Raw genomic sequence first — 18,614 nt, 5'->3', positions numbered from 1 at the left:
ACTTACAAAAACCGGCCGGATTGGTCGGTTTTATTTTTTAACGGCATGTTTAAAAGTTAATAACAACCGTGAAATTCGTAAGAGTCCATTTCTAACTTTTCTTCAGAATGCCCGTGTCCTATATAAGATTTATAAGTTGTAGAATTTAAAGTCCACTCCAAATCAAACTCTTCCAACAGGCGAACTATGATATGAATAAAAAGGTTCTTTATACTTTTATTGAAATCCATTCTTATACTGTTTATATGGGTTAAATATAGCAGGGTAGATTATCCCCCTATCATTGTAGACGAATAACTCAAATGCATATTTTAAGAAAAGACCTTTTTTTCGATAAAAGCTGATCGAAGAGCATAGGTATAAAGATATATCTGTCCGGTCCGGTAATAAAAAAAGAGACTTTCAAATGAAAGCCTCTTTTCTGCTATTTATTTTTATATACGACCCGGCATTCTATCCGCCATTGCTGAGGGAACAAATTATCCCGCATATATCTGTATGGATTACCTTGAGCCAACTGCATAAGCTTTAGTTCTCGACCGGTAAAAATACCTGTATTGTTTATGATATTGAGGACTTCTTGCTGATACGGCATATTTGATTGCTTGACAAGCTCGGTCAATCCCGGCCAGTCCTCTCCTTTAAACTCTGTAAAAAACAACGGATCCGGATAGCTATTCCCGGCTTGCAAAGTTCTTTTGAACGCCAAAGACTGCTGCTTGGTAAGTTCATCATTATCCATATAAATCCCGTCCACAGACGTATAAGCAGTAATATATACACCGATAAGAGTAATATTCTCGTTGGTCATAGCCCAGTCGATCAACGCTTTTATCTTATCTACTTCCTCCTGATTAGCTACAGCGAACGATTTTTTGCCCGAAAGGCGCAAATCGAAAGTAACGCTTTCGCGTGAAGGGTCTGCCGGAATAGAAAAAATCTCATTTGTAGATGACGGTGCACTGCCTATGAATTCCTGTCTTGCTACAGGCAAAGGCATTTGTATCTTAGAAACCTTTGCTTTAATACCATTTTTCAAAGCTTCGGCATAACTGTATAATGGAAATCCTCCTATCTGATTCAAATCAATCTTCATATCCAACCTCGAACTATTCATCCACGGTTCGTAAGGTACTTTAGTCTGATATAATTCGTTTTTTTGACTGGAAGCTTTAGGAAACCTATATGAACTAGGATCTGACAGGCTTCTGTTTTGCAAATAGAAACCTTGTTGCCCTTGCCCTATCAGTATTACATTGGGAAGTTCCAATGCTTTAGAGTTTGCCCTTATCAGAGGTGTCAATGTCAGGGAATCACCTGATTCAACATAGTAGTCTTGCAAATTAAAATAAATGCTTACAAATACATTTTCCTTGTCGTATTCAAATTCAATGTTTTTGTATTTAGCATTATTACTTTGTTGTGCACAGACTTTCTGGTGATAACAAATGAATGCCACCATCAGAAAAACGATAAAAATCTTTTTCATATTTATATATTAGTGTTATAGGTATTTATCCACACCTTCTATAAAGTCTCCACCCATAATCGGGCAAAATAAAAACAGAACATCATTAAAGATATTCTTTGTACATGCTAATATTCAGTTGTCTAATATTCCGACCTAGTTTTATGTCCGAAAGGTAATAAAAATATTTCAAAAATTTACTTTGTATAAATCAAATCAGCTATATTTATTGTTATATATCACAGATAAAGTAATTGTAAAAAATATGGCAAGAAAAAAAAAGAAGAACTTTGTATTAGATACAAATGTAATACTACATGATTTCAGATGTTTAGATAATTTTGAAGAAAACGATATATATCTTCCTATCGTAGTGCTGGAAGAGTTGGACAAATTCAAAAAAGGAAATGACCAGATAAATTACAATGCCCGCGAATTTCTCCGCCAACTGGATGCCATCACCGACGACAATCTATTCTCGAAAGGTACTCCCTTAGGAAGCGGAATGGGTAATCTCTTTGTAGAAACAGGCATCAAAGCACAAAGCCAGGTATATGAAATATTTCCCGAAAGAATCCCCGATCATCGTATCTTGTCCGCTGTAGTAGAGATAACAGAGCGCGATCCGAAAACAAAAACAATACTGGTTACCAAAGATATTAATCTGCGGATGAAGGCGCGCGCCATCGGTGTGCTGGCAGAAGATTATATCAACGACAAAGTAGTGGATGTATTTATGTTTGAAAAACAGCATAAAACATTCAAAGACATGGACTCTTCGGTCATTGATAATCTGTATGCCAATCCGGATGGTATCGACCTCGATGAATTTGATCTGGAAAATCCTGTTATCGCAAACGAATGTTTTGTTATGAAAAACGGGAAAAAGAGCGTTTTGGCCCGCTACAATCCTTTCACCAATAAGATAAAGAAGATTGAAAAACAAATAGCGTACGGCATACAGCCACGCAATGCCGAACAAACATTTGCGCTGGAAGTATTGATGGATCCGGATATAAAGCTGGTAGCCCTGACAGGGAAAGCCGGTACAGGTAAAACCTTGCTGGCATTAGCTTCGGCCTTGAAACAAAATGAGAGTTTCGATCAGATATTGCTAGCCCGCCCTATTGTAGCCCTTGGCAATAAAGAATTGGGATTCCTGCCAGGAGACGAAAAGCAAAAGATAGCACCATATATGCAGCCTTTGTTCGACAATCTTTCGGTAATAAAAAATCACATCGCATACGGAGGTGCAGAATACCGCAACATTGAAGAAATGCAGAAGAGTAAGAAACTCGAAATAGAAGCCCTTGCGTATATCCGCGGACGAAGCCTGTCGGAAATGATATGCATCATAGATGAAGCGCAAAACCTGACCCCCCATGAGATAAAAACGATTATTACCCGTGCAGGAGAAGGTACTAAAATGATATTCTCAGGAGACTTGCAGCAGATAGATTCCCCATACCTCGACGCCCAGTCGAACGGACTTGCCTATATGATAGACAAGATGAACGGACAGGACCTGTTTGCTCATGTAAATCTGGTGAAGGGTGAAAGAAGTAAGTTATCTGAAGTGGCAAGTACATTGTTATAATTAAAAAGCAGCGATTTGATACAGATTGTACCGAATCTTGTATCTTTGCACCAATTTTAAATAATAATACAGGAAATGAGAATTTTGATACTTGGAGCCGGAAAGATGGGTTCTTTCTTCGGCGATGTGCTTAGCTTCGACCACGAGCTTGCTGTATTTGATGTTGATCCGCAAAAGCTGAGATTTATATACAATACCGTGAGAATGAGTGATCCGAAAGAAATTGCGGATTTCGATCCCGAACTTGTTATTAATGCTGCTACAGTTAAATATACGATAGACGCATTCAAAACGGTGCTACCATATATCAGCAAAAATTGCATCATCTCGGACATAGCATCCGTAAAAACAGGATTGAAAGAGTTTTATGCAACTGTGGAGCAGCCTTTTGCTTCATCTCACCCTATGTTCGGCCCTACATTTGCCGACCTGCGCAACCTGAGTACACAAAGTGCAATCGTGATCTCGGAATCGAGCGAGGTAGGAAAGAAATTTTTCCTTGACCTATATAAAAGTCTGAATTTAAGAGTATTTGAATATACATTTGAAGAACATGACGAAACAATTGCTTACTCTTTGTCCATACCTTTTGCATCCACCCTTGTTTTCACATCGGTAATGAAACATCAGGAAGCACCGGGTACGACATTCAAACGACATATGGATATCGCTAAAGGTTTGCTGTCGGAAGATGATTATTTGCTTACAGAAATTCTCTTCAACCCATACACACCAGCACAGGTCGAAGGCATCCGTAAGGAATTGAAGAACCTTCTGGAAATAATAGAAAAGAAAGATAGCACGGCCATGCTCGACTTCCTTACCAAGGCTAGAAAGAATATAGCAGAAAAGGAATAATTAAAGAGAAAACATCATGAACTGCATCTTGAGAAATCAGGGTGCAGTTTTTCGTTTCAATCTATACCGGTAATATTGCAGTGCATTCAATAATACTGATGTAACCATCAGGATTTCGAACGGATAGCTGAACCGTGAATTTGTCCCGTATGTAGCAAAAGCCTGAAGAAGAGACGCAAATAATACAGTCAAGGATATAATCGCTTGGGGCGTCAGCCTCCTTCTGCGTATAGCAACTATAATATTGTAAGGAATAAGTAATACAAAAAGTATTTTTATCAGTTGCAGGACAATACGGCTCGCATAACATACATACATAACTGCAATATGCGACTCGGGTACAGAGAAACTATAAACCTCCCAATAAAGCGAGGTCTTCCAAAAATCGCGCCACGAAACTAGTACCTGTTCAAGATAAAGCCCCGGATTTTTCTGAATAGTAGCAATGCTGTAATCATACATTTTTTTTGATAAATCGGGGAAGGATAAACCTGTGCGGGCTTTCAGTTCGGGATAGGCCTCCCAGATAGTCATAGCGATTTCTTTATCTTTAGGGCTTTCGTATCTGTATCTCACATATACATTTCCGATTTCCCTGTATTCTTCAGTTGTATTATCTGCAAACCATACACAATTCTGAGCAATATTGTAACCATAGAAAGTGGAAGAAACGAAAAGACCTGTGTTCAGTTTATTTACATAAGACCATCCTAAAAATACCAATAAAGGTATGAGCAACGTCAAACCATATTTACGGATTATAATCTTCAGAGAACTATGATTGTGCAATACCAGCATTATAAACAGGAGGATAGCCAAATAGATATAAAACATCTTTATCAGCACAAGGTAGCCACAGAGCATGGACAACCATAAATAGCTTTTTGAACTGCTTTCTCTATCTTTTATAATACCCAAAAAGACATAAAATATAAGCGTTACAACCAATAATGTAAAAGTCTCGGTAAGTATAGTGAATTCGAAGAAAACCGTAGGCAGATAAGCTGCTCCGAAGAGGGTCATCACCAATGCAATCCTTTTCTCCACATCCATCAGCAATAGGGTCTTATAGCCGACGACAAGTGTACATACACCCATTACCAGTTGGAATATAACCGTTATCAGATCAGACAAACCGGAAAGACAAAGCAGCATGGGATAACCGGGAGGCCTCTCTCCTTCGTATCCGGTGAGATTTAAATTTAGAATACGTTCTGCCAATACCTTGTAATCTTCGCTGTCAGGATATAATGTAATATGCCCGTAAAGGATAGCTATTAATAAACGGACAAATACCGCAACAATAACAATCACTTTTACGGGGTGATTGATACACCACAGCCATATTTTAGTTGTTGGTTCCAAATTATCTGACTTTAAATAACAGACCGGTATGATTATAACTTACAGGGACTGATTATGTTCGCCAAGATATCAATATTTTGTTAAAACATTCCCATTAAAACTCTAATACTTTATATCTTTACAGACACAAATTTTACAAACATGGCAGTAATAGTTATATCTTGGCTCATAATTTTCTTTGTATTATTCACTTCCGGAGATTTTTTTATTTCCACATACAATCTCATTTGCAAGCGAAAAGAAGTATATTCGATTCCCGATACAACTCTACTTGGCCTGTTTTTTACAATCATTCCTCTTTCTGTTTCCTCTTTCTTTATTCCTTCCAATCATTATATCTTATTCGTCTTTATTATATTATGTACAGGATATTGGATTTGGAAAAGAGAGAGAATAATTCTGTTATTACAGAAAATAAAAGGATTGTTATATACTCTTACATTCTACCAAAAAGTGTTGCTAGCATTTCTCTTTTTATCCTTTATCTTAATCGCAGTGTGGGCACCAAACGGATTCGATGCCATGTCATACCACTATGCGAATATTCGCTGGAATGAAGAATATCCGGTAACACCGGGCATAGCAAACCTTGAAGACCGCTTCGGATTCAATTCCAACCTGTTTTTGCTGGATGCCATTTTCACATTCAGGCTTTTCCTCGGCTATCCGGTCTATACTGTCCAGTCATTAATAGCCATAATCATATTCTCATGGATACTCTTAGAGGTTTTCAGGTCAAAATTTGAATTGAAACGTGTAATCCTCTTTATCATATCTGTCGTTTATTTCTATTATGAGCATAGGGGGATAAGTGATACATCGACTGATATAATTCCCGGACTGATCACATTTTACCTTGTTGCCAAAATCATTTTATATCCTGAATCTTTCAGGCAAAACTATTTACTGTACATATTCGTTCCTATTGCTCTGGCCGGATTCAAATTATCCGCCGCACCGGTTGCCCTGCTCAGTATTTTCCTTGCTATTGCTGTTATCCGTCAAAAGGAATACAAGCCGCTAATCTTTACTACCTCCCTCCTGTTCTTGTATTTTGTCTTATGGATGACACGGACCGTAATTATATCGGGTTACCTTATATACCCTCTTCACGAAATCAACCTTTTCGCTTTCGACTGGCAAGTACCTGTGGAGACTGCTGCTAAGCAACGTTTCCTTATCGGCTATTATGCAAACGAATATATGGCAGAGGCCTTCCGAAACGGGATAGCAGTGCGCAACAAATATTATATAATCCTTTCATTTATCTATTTGCTTACCGCTTCATCTCTTGTCGTTTCCTTATACGCAACCTTCAAAAGCAAGAATACAATATACAAATATGTACTGGCAACCCTGATCCTTTGCCTGTGCTACTGGTTCTTTTTTGCACACGATTTCCGTTTTGGCAGCGGCTATGTGTTTGCAACCATATTCATGGGAGTGGCGTGCATATTGGGTAAAAAGAAATATTCATTTCCCCGATTAAGCATTCTCGGTATTTCTCTATTAATGGCATGGATGGCTGCGTTTTCTTTTCGTTCAGCTTCCTATTACAATGAATGTCTGAAGGATCAGTTGCATATGACTGAAAAGAGCGGGCGTATAACAAGAATATTATTACATCCCTACTCAGCCAAAGATAAAATGGCCGCGTTAAAGGAAAACGAAGCTGCGGATGAATACTTTTCTATCAAACAATATAAACTGAATAATTCGGTATCCATCGGTATCAGTGCCTACCCCAGCGGATGGTATGGTGACAGCATACCTTGTATAGCCAATAAGGAAGGTACGCCGGATTTTTGGACAATCCCGGACATCAGGTGGATAGAAGCTAGAGGAAATTCAATAAAAGATGGGTTCAGAACGAAAGGAGGATCTATTAATAATGGGAATTAGTAGTTAAAATATTTTCACAAAGACACAAAGACGCAAAGAATAAGCAAATCACGGGAGGCTAAGGCGTGACTTTAGGTTCAGAAAAATATGAATAATAAAATAAGCCTTACTATTTCTATTTTTTATTAAAGGTTTCATTGCACCTTAGCGTCTTTGCGAGAAATTATTTATTCTTTTTATCTACGGGTTAGCATGAATAAATGATTATTTTTGTCTTAAATTTCAAGAACTTTTTACGCTTTGAGTTTTTATATAAGTAATAAATAGGTCTGCGACCTCAGTCTGAAATCTAAATCAATAATCTGATGTTCGACAACGAAAAAAGGGCTTTTATCGCCATATCACAAGATGCGGAGGTTTGTCTGGTTTCTAAAATGGCAAACCGTCATGGGCTTATTACCGGAGCCACCGGAACAGGGAAAACCGTTACCCTGCAAACATTGGCGGAAACATTCAGCAAAATGGGTGTACCTGTTTTTGCTGCCGATGTAAAAGGTGACCTGTCGGGTGTAGCCGCCATTGGAGGAAACAAGGATAGCGTAGTACAGCGTGTAGAGTCGTACCATCTGGCTGACAAAGGATTTAAATTTCAGGCATTTCCCGTACAGTTCTGGGATGTATTCGGTGAACAGGGAACTCCTATCAGAGCTACAGTTGCCGATATGGGACCATTGCTGCTTAGCCGCTTGCTTTCGCTGAACGACACTCAATCTGCCGTTCTGACTATTATATTCAAGATAGCAAAGGACGAATCTCTGGAAATAATCGATCTCAAAGATTTGCAGAAACTACTCCAATATGTAGGCGATAATTCCAATAAATATACAACTGCATACGGAAATATATCGACAGCCAGTATCGGAGCTATACAGCGTGGATTGATTACACTAGAGCATGACGGAGCAGATCAGTTTTTCGGTGAGCCTAACCTGAATATCGACGATCTGATACAAACAGAGGGAGAAAAAGGTGTAATCAATATCCTTGCGTCAGACAAGCTGATGAATTCTCCGAGGGTGTATACAACCTTCCTGATGTGGCTGATGACAAAGCTGTTTGAAGTAATGCCTGAAGTAGGAGACCCTGATAAACCAAAAATGGTTTTCTTCTTTGATGAAGCCCATTTACTATTCACTGATGCGCCAAAAGCGCTATTGGAAAAGATAGAACAGGTGGTACGGCTTATTCGCTCGAAAGGGATAGGTATATATTTCATTTCCCAAACGCCTGCCGATATACCCGATTCGGTTTTGGGACAATTAGGTAACCGTGTACAGCATGCACTCAGGGCATATACGCCGAAAGACCAGAAAGCCGTAAAGGTAGCAGCACAGACTTTCCGCGCCAATCCGGAATTCGATACGGAAAGCGCTATCTCCGAACTGGGAACGGGAGAAGCATTAGTCTCTTTCCTCGATGAAAAGGGACGGCCAAATCAGGTGGAAAGAGCCTATATATTGCCTCCCGAAGGGCAGATAGGACCGCTCGATGCCGATATCAGGAAGAAGATGATAGCCGGTTCATTGCTTTACAGGCATTATGCACAGGTACAGGACAGGCAATCGGCTTATGAAATCCTTACCGAACGTCTGCAAGGCACATTGAGCGAAAAGGAACAGGCAGCACAAGAAAAAGCCGATGCCAAAGCTCAAAAAGAACAGGAAAAAATACAGAAAGAACAAGCAAAAATAGAACGTCAGGAAGCAGTGCAAAAAAAGAAATTCTGGGGAGCAATAGCAACTACGGTTGTAGTTCCATTGGCAAAGCAGGTTATTAATGCTTTCTTCAAAAGTTCAAAGAAAAGATAAAAAACAGATTGATGCAATTATTACAACCTCAGCACTGGATCGATTACGAGCTGATCGACTCGGGAGAATATGAAAAGTTGGAGAGATTCGGCAAATATATTATACGCCGCCCCGAGCCGCAAGCCGTATGGCGCAAATCATTACCGGAAAAAGAATGGGAAAATATGCCGGATGCCATATTCAAAAGGGAGAAAGGAAAAACTTCTCAGGATGGTAACGATAAGGGTGTATGGACTCAAAAAAAAGGAATGCCTGATCAGTGGTTTATCAATTATAAGTATAAGGAAATGAACCTTAAGTTTCGTTTGGGACTGACCTCATTCAAGCATGTCGGCATATTTCCCGAACAGGCCGAAAACTGGAATTTCATTTACGATACGATCAAAGAAATAAAAGCAGAGGAGCCTAAAATCCTCAATCTCTTCGCATACACGGGCGGAGCCTCTATCGCCGCTAAAAGTGCAGGAGCAGATGTTACACATGTAGATTCGGTGCGTCAGGTGATTACATGGTCGCGTGAGAATATGGAAGCATCGGGACTGGACAATATCCGCTGGATAGTGGAAGATGCTCTGAAATTCTGCCGCAGGGAAGTAAAGCGCGAAAAGAAATATAACGGTATAATACTTGATCCTCCGGCATATGGTCGCGGGCCTGACGGTGAAAAATGGATACTGGAAGAAAATATCGCTGAACTAATGGAGCTATGCCGTGAACTATTGTCCGATAAAAATTCATTTCTTATTCTCAATCTCTATTCTATGGGATTCTCGGCCGTTATTGCTGAAAATCTGATAAAGGATTATTTTCCGGATGTAAAAGATTGCCAGTTCGGAGAACTTATTGTGCCGGAAAAATCGGGTAAAAACCTTCCACTTAGTGTATATGCCCGATTTAAGAAGTAAGTGATGAAAATATCTATCCATGATCTTTCTAAGAACCAGATTACCGTGCTAAAAGGACTTGGTATGATAATCATAGTTCTACACAATTTTCTGCACTGGACAAACGAAGTAGGCGAGAATGAATTCTCTTTCGATCCCGGTCGTATATTCAGGTTTATAGATGCCGTAATTAATTACGATCCGTGGTTAATTATAGGAGGTAGCTTTTCTTTCTGGGGATTTCTGGGTATTGAAATATTCATCTTTGCCAGTGCTTATGGTTTGACTAAGCAATTTCTGAAGAAAAAACCGGCATCATACAAATCCTACATCCTACCGAAGTTGATAAAGATATACGGTCTGATTATAATAGGCCTCGTCTGCTACTTCATGTTGATGTATCGTATAAATCTGATAACAGCAGACCGTTTTTTTGAGTTCGCCATATCATCTTTGTTACTATACAATAACTTTTCTTTCGATACTATTTTTGCATACCCGTCTATCGGACCATGGTGGTATTTCAGTTTTATTATTCAATTGTATCTGATCTTTCCCCTACTCTACTTCATTATAGATAAATATAAAAAAAGGGGATTATATATTATGTTTGGTATCTGTTGTATTCTGATATATGCTCTGCTACCTGTTTGCAATAAATTAAATATACCTCTCTTTGCCAATTTCATAGGGCATTTACCCGAATTTATTCTTGCTATCGGTTTTGCCATGTATAAAGACTGGTACATCGATTATAAAACAGTACTACCTGCTCTCTGTATATTTATACTCTCATGGTTTTCTGGATACTTTTACCCTCTAAGTTTTGTATCGGCAGCCATTCTGATAATCTATTTTTGCTATCCTATATATAATTGCTCCTGGAAAATTATACAGAAGCCGCTCTTATTTGTTGGAGCCATCAGTATGTTTATGTTCCTTATCAACGGACCCCTGCGCTCCTATAACATCCGATATATGTACAGAAAGGAACAGCCTGAAATATTATTACTGGCGCTTATCCATTTGTTGATAACAATAGCTATATCATTTGTTGTCAGTGTATTTTATAACAATATGATTTCGCCCCATCTGAATAGATTAATAAAGAAGGTGAAATGATAGCGGAAAGAAGGAAAAGTATCGGCGACCTCTGCGTTTTTTCATTTCATGTTAAAAAAAGTAGTAACTTCGGCTTGATTTTATGGAAAAATAAAACAAACACACAAACTTTCCGTTATATATAGATATACAAACAGAACAAATTACGAAAATCAATAAATTATGAAGAAAGTATTAACCATTATTGGCGTAGTATTGATAGTCATTATAATAGCAATGATATCGATACCTTTTTTGTTTAAGGATAAAATTAAAACCGCGGTACTCAATGCTGCCAACGAACAACTGAATGCCAAAGTAGACATTAAAGACTTCGGTCTCAATTTGTTTTCAAATTTCCCCAATGCCACATTATCTCTCGAAGATGCCAGCATTACAGGTGTCGGTGACTTCGAGAAAGACACATTGGTGCAGGCTAAATCGGGTAGTGTAACAATAGATCTGATGAGCCTGTTCGGAAGCAATTACAATATTTCCAGAATCAATCTGGACAGGGCTTCCGTATATGCGAAAGTGCTGGCCGACGGCCGTACCAATTATGATATAATGAAAACGGATTCTACTGCAACTGACTCCGAAACTGAAAACAGTACTCCGTTTAACCTGAATCTGAAAAAAATTACAGTGAATGACTGCAACATCGTTTATCAGAACGATTCCACAAAAATGAAACTCGTGCTCAATAAATGGAGCGGTGAAATATCCGGTGATTTTTCTGCCAGCGAAACAACGATAAAAACCACCTCCGAAATCAGTGAGATTTCCTTCTATATGGATGGTATCCCTTATCTGAACAAAGTAAAAGGAAATGCGGATGCTACCATTAACGCGAATTTCGATAATATGAAGTTCACATTCGACAAAAGCGAAATCAGGATAAATGAGTTGAAAGCCTCTATCGACGGATGGTTTACAATGCAGGGCAAAAACTATGAGGATATGGACTTCGACCTGAAACTGAATGCTCCCGACACACAATTCAAAGATATACTTTCCCTTGTTCCGGCCATGTACACAGCCGACTTCAAAGATGTGAAAACATCGGGGACAGCAACTCTCGACGCCTATATCAAAGGGCTTTGGCAAGGAGAAAATTACCCTGCTTTTAATGTAAAGGTAGGTGTAAATAATGCCATGTTCCAATATCCGTCATTGCCAAAATCGGTGAACGACATCAATTTAGCAGTGGATATAAACAGTAAAGGCGGTTCGCTAGATAATATGATTATCGACATCAGCAAATTCAGCTTCAACCTGGGAGGAAATCCATTCAGCGGAAACCTGAACATTACCACCCCGATGAGCGACCCTAACCTGAAAGCGCATGCCAATGGTACAATCAATCTGGGGATGATAAAGGAAGTATATCCTCTGGAAAAAGGTACGGAACTGAATGGTATAATCACAGCTAACATCAATCTGGCCACAAGAATGTCTGCTATAGAAAAAGAACAATATGAAAATGTTTCGGCGACCGGTAAACTGGAATTAAATAATATGGCATACAAAGCTACCGATATGCCGGAAGTATTAATCAACAATGCATCCCTCGAATTTACCCCGCGTTATGTAAATCTACCTTCGCTGGAAGTAAAAATCGGCAAGAACGACATCTCGGCAAACGGCCGTCTGGAAAACTTTATCGCTTATGCCTTGAAAGACCAGACACTGAAAGGCCAGTTGAATATAAAATCGAATTATCTGAATGCTAATGATTTCATCAGCAGTGAAACGTCCGGCACAGCCGCATCCGATACCACATCGGCGACGTCGGAAGACATCATTATCCCTAAGAATATAGATTTCACGCTGAGCGCTGTCCTTAACCAGATCGTATATGGTAAAATGAACATTACAAACATGGCGGGCAATATGACTGTCAGGAACGGTATACTGACACTGAACAATGTCAGCGCCAACGCGTTGGGCGGTTCCGCAAAAGTAAGCGGGTCATATAACACGTCCGATCCTAAAACACCAAAGGTAGACTTTGACATCGCATTATCGAAAGTATCATTTGCAGAAACATTCAAATCAGTGGAATCAATCCAGAAATTCGCCCCTATCTTCGAAAGCCTGATAGGTACATATTCCATGAATCTGAAATTCAATACATCACTGGGGCAATCCATCATGCAAACCCTTGCAGGCCTTACCGGTAGCGGCGCATTGCAGACAAGCGATGTAAAGGTAGAGAATGTAGCTGCACTTACAGCTCTTTCATCTGCGCTGAAAACCGACGCATTGAAAACTATATCCCCGAAAGACCTGAATCTGCCGTTCAATATCGATAACGGACAGATCACTACTAAGCCATTCAATATCAATATCGGAAACGGAGGCATGATGAAACTGGAAGGTTCTACCGGACTCGACCAAAGTATCAATTATAAAGGAACCGTAACCCTGCCCAAATCATTGGCTAATAATTATATCAACAATGTGCCTATTACTATCGGCGGTACCTTCTCCAGTCCTAAGATTGGTGTCGATACTAAGTCGCTGGTTTCGGATGCTGCATCCTCGATCGTTAGCGGATTACTTGGCGGAAAAAGTGATGGTGCAACATCTGCTCTATCGGGTGATAAAACTGCACAAATAGAAAAAATAAGGACAGAAGCAGATAATGCGGCTAAAAAGCTTGTTGAAGAAGCACAAAAGCAATCAGACAATCTGGTAGCTAAAGCCGGCAGCAATGCATTGGCAAAAGCAGCAGCGAAAGGTGCCGGTAAGAAACTGGTAGACGAAGCCGAAAAACAGGCTCAAAACCTAAGGAATAAAGCTGAAGAGCAAATCAAAAAGATTGAAGGCGAAACGGCTGCAACTACAGAATAAAGACAGAATACATATCTTGCACAGAGAGGTGCTTTAGTAATTGCTAAAGCACCTCTTTTTGTTATGAAATACCCAAATGTTTATCTATACTGTTTTAATGTGCCAATGAATGGGAAGTGATAAGAATAGTGTAGATAGTTGTAAGGTTTGTAACGTTTCTTCAAGAGGTATAAGAAAATAATTATTAATTGTTCATTCATAATTATTAATTAGTTTCTTGTTACGTTTGTTACCTTTTAACTATAAATTGCAAATATAGGTTAATAGCAAGCGGTCTTTGAAATGATTATTGTTAAGGAAGAAGGGAAAAGGTTATAGTTGAGAAGACAGAAAGAGTGTTACCTTTGTTACCTTTTAACAGTTACAAGTTACTTCGCCCTGCGGGTAGTTACAGGTTACAAGTTGGTTAACTGCTAACTTATATATCTGTTACCTCTGTTACTTTTCATCTATATATGATTAACAGATGCAAAAATGACAAGGTATAAATAATGAAAAAACTGTCAGAAGTGTCAGGTTTTAACTAAATACCCCCGCTAGCGCGGACTTCCGGTGTCTGTCGCACAACTGAAAAGGGAAGTCTGCGCGAGCGAGGGGACAAGATAATTATTAATTATTCATTCTTAATTATTAATTGTTTTCTGTGTTACCTTTGTTACCTTTTTTATCCGGATTCGATTTGCTACATAAAAATTCCAGAAAAATATACACGCTGAATTTATGGAATCGCCAACAAAAATATATCTATCCAATAAACACAAATTATTAACTCAATAGAGATAGATTATGAAAACATCAGCAATCGGATTGATTATCTTATCAGGTATATTTATGTTCTCGTGTAATACGAAGACTAAAACGGAAGCTCCAAATGACCAATACGCTGTAATGGAATCTCACCCCGAACAGTTTACGGAATCAACAACACCACCTCCACCACCAATGGCAGTCCAACAAAAGTTTGTCCCTCCCACGATAAGTAAGGATGAGGCGGGAAGTAATGATTATATGCTTAGCCAAAACGAAATTCAGGAATCTCAAATGCAAATTTCAGTAGCCGATGTAAAAGGCTCTCATGATAAGCAGGCTGTTGATATTGCCGAACTAAGGGAACACAAAGTTATCGTTGCAGAGGCTCCGGTTGCAAAACCCTTTATCATGGCTGAATCACCTCGCTACGACAGACAGCGCAACGAAGAATACAGCCAGTTTGCAGAAAATAAGTTTAAGATGGCAAGGGAAGAACCGCTCTCTACCTTCTCGGTAGATGTAGATGCTGCATCGTACAGTAATATGCGGCGGTTTATAAACAGGGGAGAATTGCCTTATAAAGATGCAGTACGCATCGAGGAACTTATCAACTATTTTAGCTACGATTATGCTGAACCTACCGGAGATGATCCTGTAAGAATTGCAACAGAAGTGGGCTCTTGTCCGTGGAATTCTCAAAACCGATTGGTAAAGGTGGGGCTGAAAGCTAAGAGTCTGGCTTCGGATAATCTACCTGCATCCAACTTTGTATTCTTGATAGATGTTTCTGGCTCTATGAATGGCCCTACCCGCCTCGACCTGGTGAAATCGTCCCTGAAGCTGTTGGTGAATAACCTCCGGAAGAAAGACCGTGTAGCTATTGTTGTCTACGCAAGTTCTACGGGCGAAGTACTGCCATCCACATCGGGAGAGAATAAGCAAAAGATAAAAGAAGCGCTTAATAACCTTTCGGCAGGAGGCTCTACCGCCGGAGGCGCAGGTATTCAGCTTGCATATAAAATAGCAAAGCAGAATTTTATAAAAGGAGGGAACAATCGCATTATCCTTTGTACCGACGGCGACTTCAATGTAGGTGTATCCAGTAACGAAGGATTGAAAGCCTTGATAGAGAACGAACGAAAAACGGGTGTATTCCTTTCTATCCTCGGTTATGGCATGGGTAACTATAAAGACAGCAAAATGCAGACACTGGCACAGGCCGGGAATGGGAATCACGCTTATATTGACAATCTACAGGAAGCTAACAAAGTATTGGTAAATGAGTTCGGGGCAACAATGTACACTGTAGCCAAAGACGTAAAACTACAAATCGAATTCAACCCGAACAGAGTGCAGGCATACCGTCTTGTTGGCTATGAAACCCGGATGCTGAACAAAGAGGATTTCAACGATGACACAAAGGATGCAGGAGAAATGGGTGCGGGACATACCGTAACGGCTTTCTACGAAGTGGTACCGGTAGGTGTAAAAATGAATATGCAGGGAAACGTAGACCCGTTGAAATATCAAACCGAAGCGAAAAATCCGATACAGAAACGGCTTGGAGAAAGTATGCATCCCGATTTGCTGACTGTAAAACTGAGATACAAACAACCGAGCGGCAGTACCAGTAAGAAGATTGAGGTACCGCTAATAGATAGTAATACAAATGAAGTATCGGATGATTTCCGTTTTGCGGCGGCTGTTGCGATGTTCGGGCAGGTAATGAAAGGCTCGGAATATAAAGGAGAAGGAACATTTGACAAAGCCATTGAATTAGCACAATCTGGCTATGGAAAGGATTCGCAAGGGTATAGGCGGGAATTTGTGCGGCTGATGGAAACTGCAAAAGGCTTAACTAGAAATTAAGGAGGAGGATGTCCTCGCTAAACTACTTATTACTAACTGAAAGCAAGAGAGGATGCAACCACATGGAAGCATCCTCTCTCTTATATATTTCATACCGGAATTACCAGATATCCGCACGTTTTTCTTTTGGTATAAACAACGAATCTTTCTCTGTGATACCGAATGCATCATACCATGCATTGATATGAGGAAGAGTACCGTTTACACGCCATTTCCCTAATGAGTGAGGATCCATTTTGGTGCGGCGGAGAACTTCCTCGTCACGGATATTACCGGCCCACACACCCGAATAGGACAAGAAGAATCGCTGAGCCGGAGTAAAGCCGTCAATCTTATTACCTGCTTTAGCTTCATCTGTCTTTTCAAATGCATTGTAGGATATTTGCAAGCCACCGAAGTCACCGATATTTTCACCCAGAGTAAATTCTCCATTGGCAAATACACCCGGTAGAACTTCTATCTTATTGAAATGCTGAACAAGCACTTGTGCTCTTTCAGTAAACTTCTTGGAGTCGTCTGCAGTCCACCAGTTAGCGAGATTACCGACTTTATCGTACTGGCTACCCTGATCGTCGAAGCCATGGGACATCTCGTGACCGATAACAACACCGATTGCCCCGTAGTTTACCGCATCATCAGCACCCAGATAGAAGAACGGTGGTTGCAGGATACCCGCAGGGAAACAGATTTCGTTAGTTGTAGGATTATAGTATGCATTGACCATTTGCGGCGGCATATGCCATTCTTCCTTATCCACAGGCTTGTTGATCTTCTTAATCATCTCGTTATAAGAAAACTGTTCAGCCCTGAGCATATTGGCCCAATAGCTTTCGTCTTTCCTGATTTCGAGGGATGTATAATCCTTCCATTTGTCAGGATAGCCGATCTTCACATTGAAGGCATTCAGTTTTTCCTGAGCTTTCTCCTTGGTTTCGGGACTCATCCATGTCAGGTTGTTGATACGCTCACCCAAAGTCACTTGCAGGTTTTTCACCAGTTTCACCATTCTCTCTTTGGCTTCGGCAGGGAAATACTTCGCCACATACATCTGTCCTACAGCTTCGCTCAATGCACCGTCGACAGTACTTACCGTACGTTTCCAACGAGGTTGTAATGCCTTGCGGCCGCTTAGTTGCTTACCATAGAAGTCAAAATTGGCATTAACAAAGTTATCGCTCAGATACGAAGCCGCAGCATCGATCACACACCAAGAAAGATATGCTTTCGATTCTTCAAGAGGAAGTGTCTGAATAAGTTTTACGGCTGTAGCAACCGGTTTTACCTGAGCCACATTGATCTCAGTAAAGTCTTTCGCGTCGGCAGCGTCGAAGAATGCTTTCCAGTCGAAGTCGGCTACGGATTTGTTCAGTTCCTCAACTTTCATCTTATGATAGTTCAGTTCAGGCTTTCTGGTATCTTCTTTCTTGAAGTGATCCTGAGCCAAGGCTGTTTCTATTTTCAGGACTGCATTGGCAGCTTTTGCTGCATCGGCTTCTGCATAGCCTGCATTTATAAACTGTGTCTTGATCAGATCGCTATATCCTTTACGGATAGCAACAGAAGTAGAATCGGTAGCAACATAATATTCACGTTCGCCAAGTCCAAGTCCACCCTGATATAGCTGAACGATATTCATCGCACTGTTCTTATCGTCAGCACCAACATAAAGGGATAGGAAAGGAGAACTTGCATATTTTCTCAATTCCCCGGATAACTTAATGATATCCGCTGTGCTGGCTGCTTTGTTAATCGCATCAAGCTGCTGTTGGATCGGTTTTGCCCCATCGGCATTGAGTTTTGCACTATCCATCCCGATAGCGAACAAGTCCCCGATCTTTTGCTCTACAGAACCTTGTTTATGTTCTGTCTTTCCCAGGTCTTCAATCAGACCTTTTACTTGTTTCTGGTTCTCTTCTGCCAGTTGGTCGAAAGAGCCGTAACGGGCATATTCATCTTTCATCGGATTGGCTTTTGCCCACCCGCCTGTAGCATACTGATAAAAATCGTTGCCGGGGATAGCTGTAGTATCCAGATTGGCAATGTCAAAGTTTTTCACTTCCACGTTCGTCTGAGTATTTGTCTTGTCTTTGCAACTGACGGAAGCAAAGGCGAGAACAGCAATTGGTAAATAGTAGATTGTTCTCATTTGTTATAAA

The 18,614-nt window shown here is 40.1% G+C and carries 11 protein-coding genes; 8 read left to right on the top strand and 3 right to left on the bottom strand.

What is annotated here, in order from left to right:
• Positions 1-424: 424 nt before the first annotated feature.
• A complete protein-coding gene (locus QZL88_RS17295; RefSeq protein WP_296943189.1) occupies positions 425-1,489 on the bottom strand; it encodes a DUF3868 domain-containing protein in 1,065 nt (354 codons plus the stop codon).
• A 244-nt stretch (positions 1,490-1,733) separates the two neighbouring features.
• On the opposite strand from QZL88_RS17295, the gene QZL88_RS17290 reads away from it, so the two are divergent.
• The gene (locus QZL88_RS17290; RefSeq protein ID WP_296943187.1) at positions 1,734-3,065 is read left to right on the top strand and encodes a PhoH family protein; all 1,332 of its coding nucleotides are present in this window, start codon (positions 1,734-1,736) and stop codon (positions 3,063-3,065) included.
• A 75-nt stretch (positions 3,066-3,140) separates the two neighbouring features.
• Positions 3,141-3,923: a prephenate dehydrogenase/arogenate dehydrogenase family protein gene (locus QZL88_RS17285; RefSeq protein WP_296943186.1), complete on the top strand. Its 783-nt coding sequence runs from the start codon at positions 3,141-3,143 to the stop codon at positions 3,921-3,923.
• A 36-nt stretch (positions 3,924-3,959) separates the two neighbouring features.
• Here the strand turns inward: QZL88_RS17285 and QZL88_RS17280 are convergent, their stop codons facing one another.
• A complete protein-coding gene (locus QZL88_RS17280; protein WP_296943184.1) occupies positions 3,960-5,288 on the bottom strand; it encodes a hypothetical protein in 1,329 nt (442 codons plus the stop codon).
• Between the two features lie 141 nt (positions 5,289-5,429).
• Here QZL88_RS17280 and QZL88_RS17275 point away from each other — a divergent pair, with 141 nt between their 5' ends.
• The 6 genes from QZL88_RS17275 (at position 5,430) to QZL88_RS17250 (ending at position 16,458) form a co-directional block, all read left to right on the top strand.
• A complete protein-coding gene (locus tag QZL88_RS17275) occupies positions 5,430-7,190 on the top strand; it encodes a hypothetical protein (RefSeq protein ID WP_296943181.1) in 1,761 nt (586 codons plus the stop codon).
• 305 nt (positions 7,191-7,495) lie between these two features.
• Positions 7,496-8,998, top strand: coding sequence for a helicase HerA-like domain-containing protein (locus QZL88_RS17270; protein ID WP_296943179.1), 1,503 nt, complete (start codon positions 7,496-7,498; stop codon positions 8,996-8,998).
• An 11-nt stretch (positions 8,999-9,009) separates the two neighbouring features.
• Entirely contained in the window at positions 9,010-9,903 is an 894-nt protein-coding gene (locus tag QZL88_RS17265) for a class I SAM-dependent methyltransferase (RefSeq protein ID WP_296943176.1), read from the top strand.
• Between the two features lie 3 nt (positions 9,904-9,906).
• Entirely contained in the window at positions 9,907-11,004 is a 1,098-nt protein-coding gene (locus tag QZL88_RS17260; RefSeq protein ID WP_296943174.1) for an acyltransferase family protein, read from the top strand.
• A 162-nt stretch (positions 11,005-11,166) separates the two neighbouring features.
• The gene (locus QZL88_RS17255; protein WP_296943172.1) at positions 11,167-13,839 is read left to right on the top strand and encodes an AsmA-like C-terminal region-containing protein; all 2,673 of its coding nucleotides are present in this window, start codon (positions 11,167-11,169) and stop codon (positions 13,837-13,839) included.
• A 786-nt stretch (positions 13,840-14,625) separates the two neighbouring features.
• The gene (locus tag QZL88_RS17250) at positions 14,626-16,458 is read left to right on the top strand and encodes a VWA domain-containing protein (RefSeq protein WP_296943170.1); all 1,833 of its coding nucleotides are present in this window, start codon (positions 14,626-14,628) and stop codon (positions 16,456-16,458) included.
• Between the two features lie 100 nt (positions 16,459-16,558).
• Here the strand turns inward: QZL88_RS17250 and QZL88_RS17245 are convergent, their stop codons facing one another.
• On the bottom strand, positions 16,559-18,604 hold the full coding sequence (locus tag QZL88_RS17245) for a M13 family metallopeptidase (RefSeq protein ID WP_296943168.1): 2,046 nt from the start codon (positions 18,602-18,604) through the stop codon (positions 16,559-16,561).
• Positions 18,605-18,614: the final 10 nt, after the last annotated feature.

The sequence above is a fragment of the uncultured Dysgonomonas sp. genome, assembly GCF_900079725.1.
In the GTDB taxonomy this organism is placed as follows: Bacteria; Bacteroidota; Bacteroidia; order Bacteroidales; family Dysgonomonadaceae; genus Dysgonomonas.
The sequence above is the reverse complement of the archived record's forward strand: the minus strand, read 5'-3'. Positions and strand labels throughout refer to the sequence as shown.

Bases quoted from the DNA above. Each gene is read 5' to 3' on its own strand.
- QZL88_RS17270 (WP_296943179.1), top strand. From the start codon at position 7,496: ATGTTCGACAACGAAAAAAGGGCTTTTATCGCCATATCACAAGATGCG.
- QZL88_RS17295 (WP_296943189.1), bottom strand. From the start codon at position 1,489: ATGAAAAAGATTTTTATCGTTTTTCTGATGGTGGCATTCATTTGTTAT.
- QZL88_RS17250 (WP_296943170.1), top strand. From the start codon at position 14,626: ATGAAAACATCAGCAATCGGATTGATTATCTTATCAGGTATATTTATG.
- QZL88_RS17290 (WP_296943187.1), top strand. From the start codon at position 1,734: ATGGCAAGAAAAAAAAAGAAGAACTTTGTATTAGATACAAATGTAATA.
- QZL88_RS17265 (WP_296943176.1), top strand. From the start codon at position 9,010: ATGCAATTATTACAACCTCAGCACTGGATCGATTACGAGCTGATCGAC.
- QZL88_RS17255 (WP_296943172.1), top strand. From the start codon at position 11,167: ATGAAGAAAGTATTAACCATTATTGGCGTAGTATTGATAGTCATTATA.
- QZL88_RS17285 (WP_296943186.1), top strand. From the start codon at position 3,141: ATGAGAATTTTGATACTTGGAGCCGGAAAGATGGGTTCTTTCTTCGGC.
- QZL88_RS17245 (WP_296943168.1), bottom strand. From the start codon at position 18,604: ATGAGAACAATCTACTATTTACCAATTGCTGTTCTCGCCTTTGCTTCC.
- QZL88_RS17275 (WP_296943181.1), top strand. From the start codon at position 5,430: ATGGCAGTAATAGTTATATCTTGGCTCATAATTTTCTTTGTATTATTC.
- QZL88_RS17260 (WP_296943174.1), top strand. From the start codon at position 9,907: ATGAAAATATCTATCCATGATCTTTCTAAGAACCAGATTACCGTGCTA.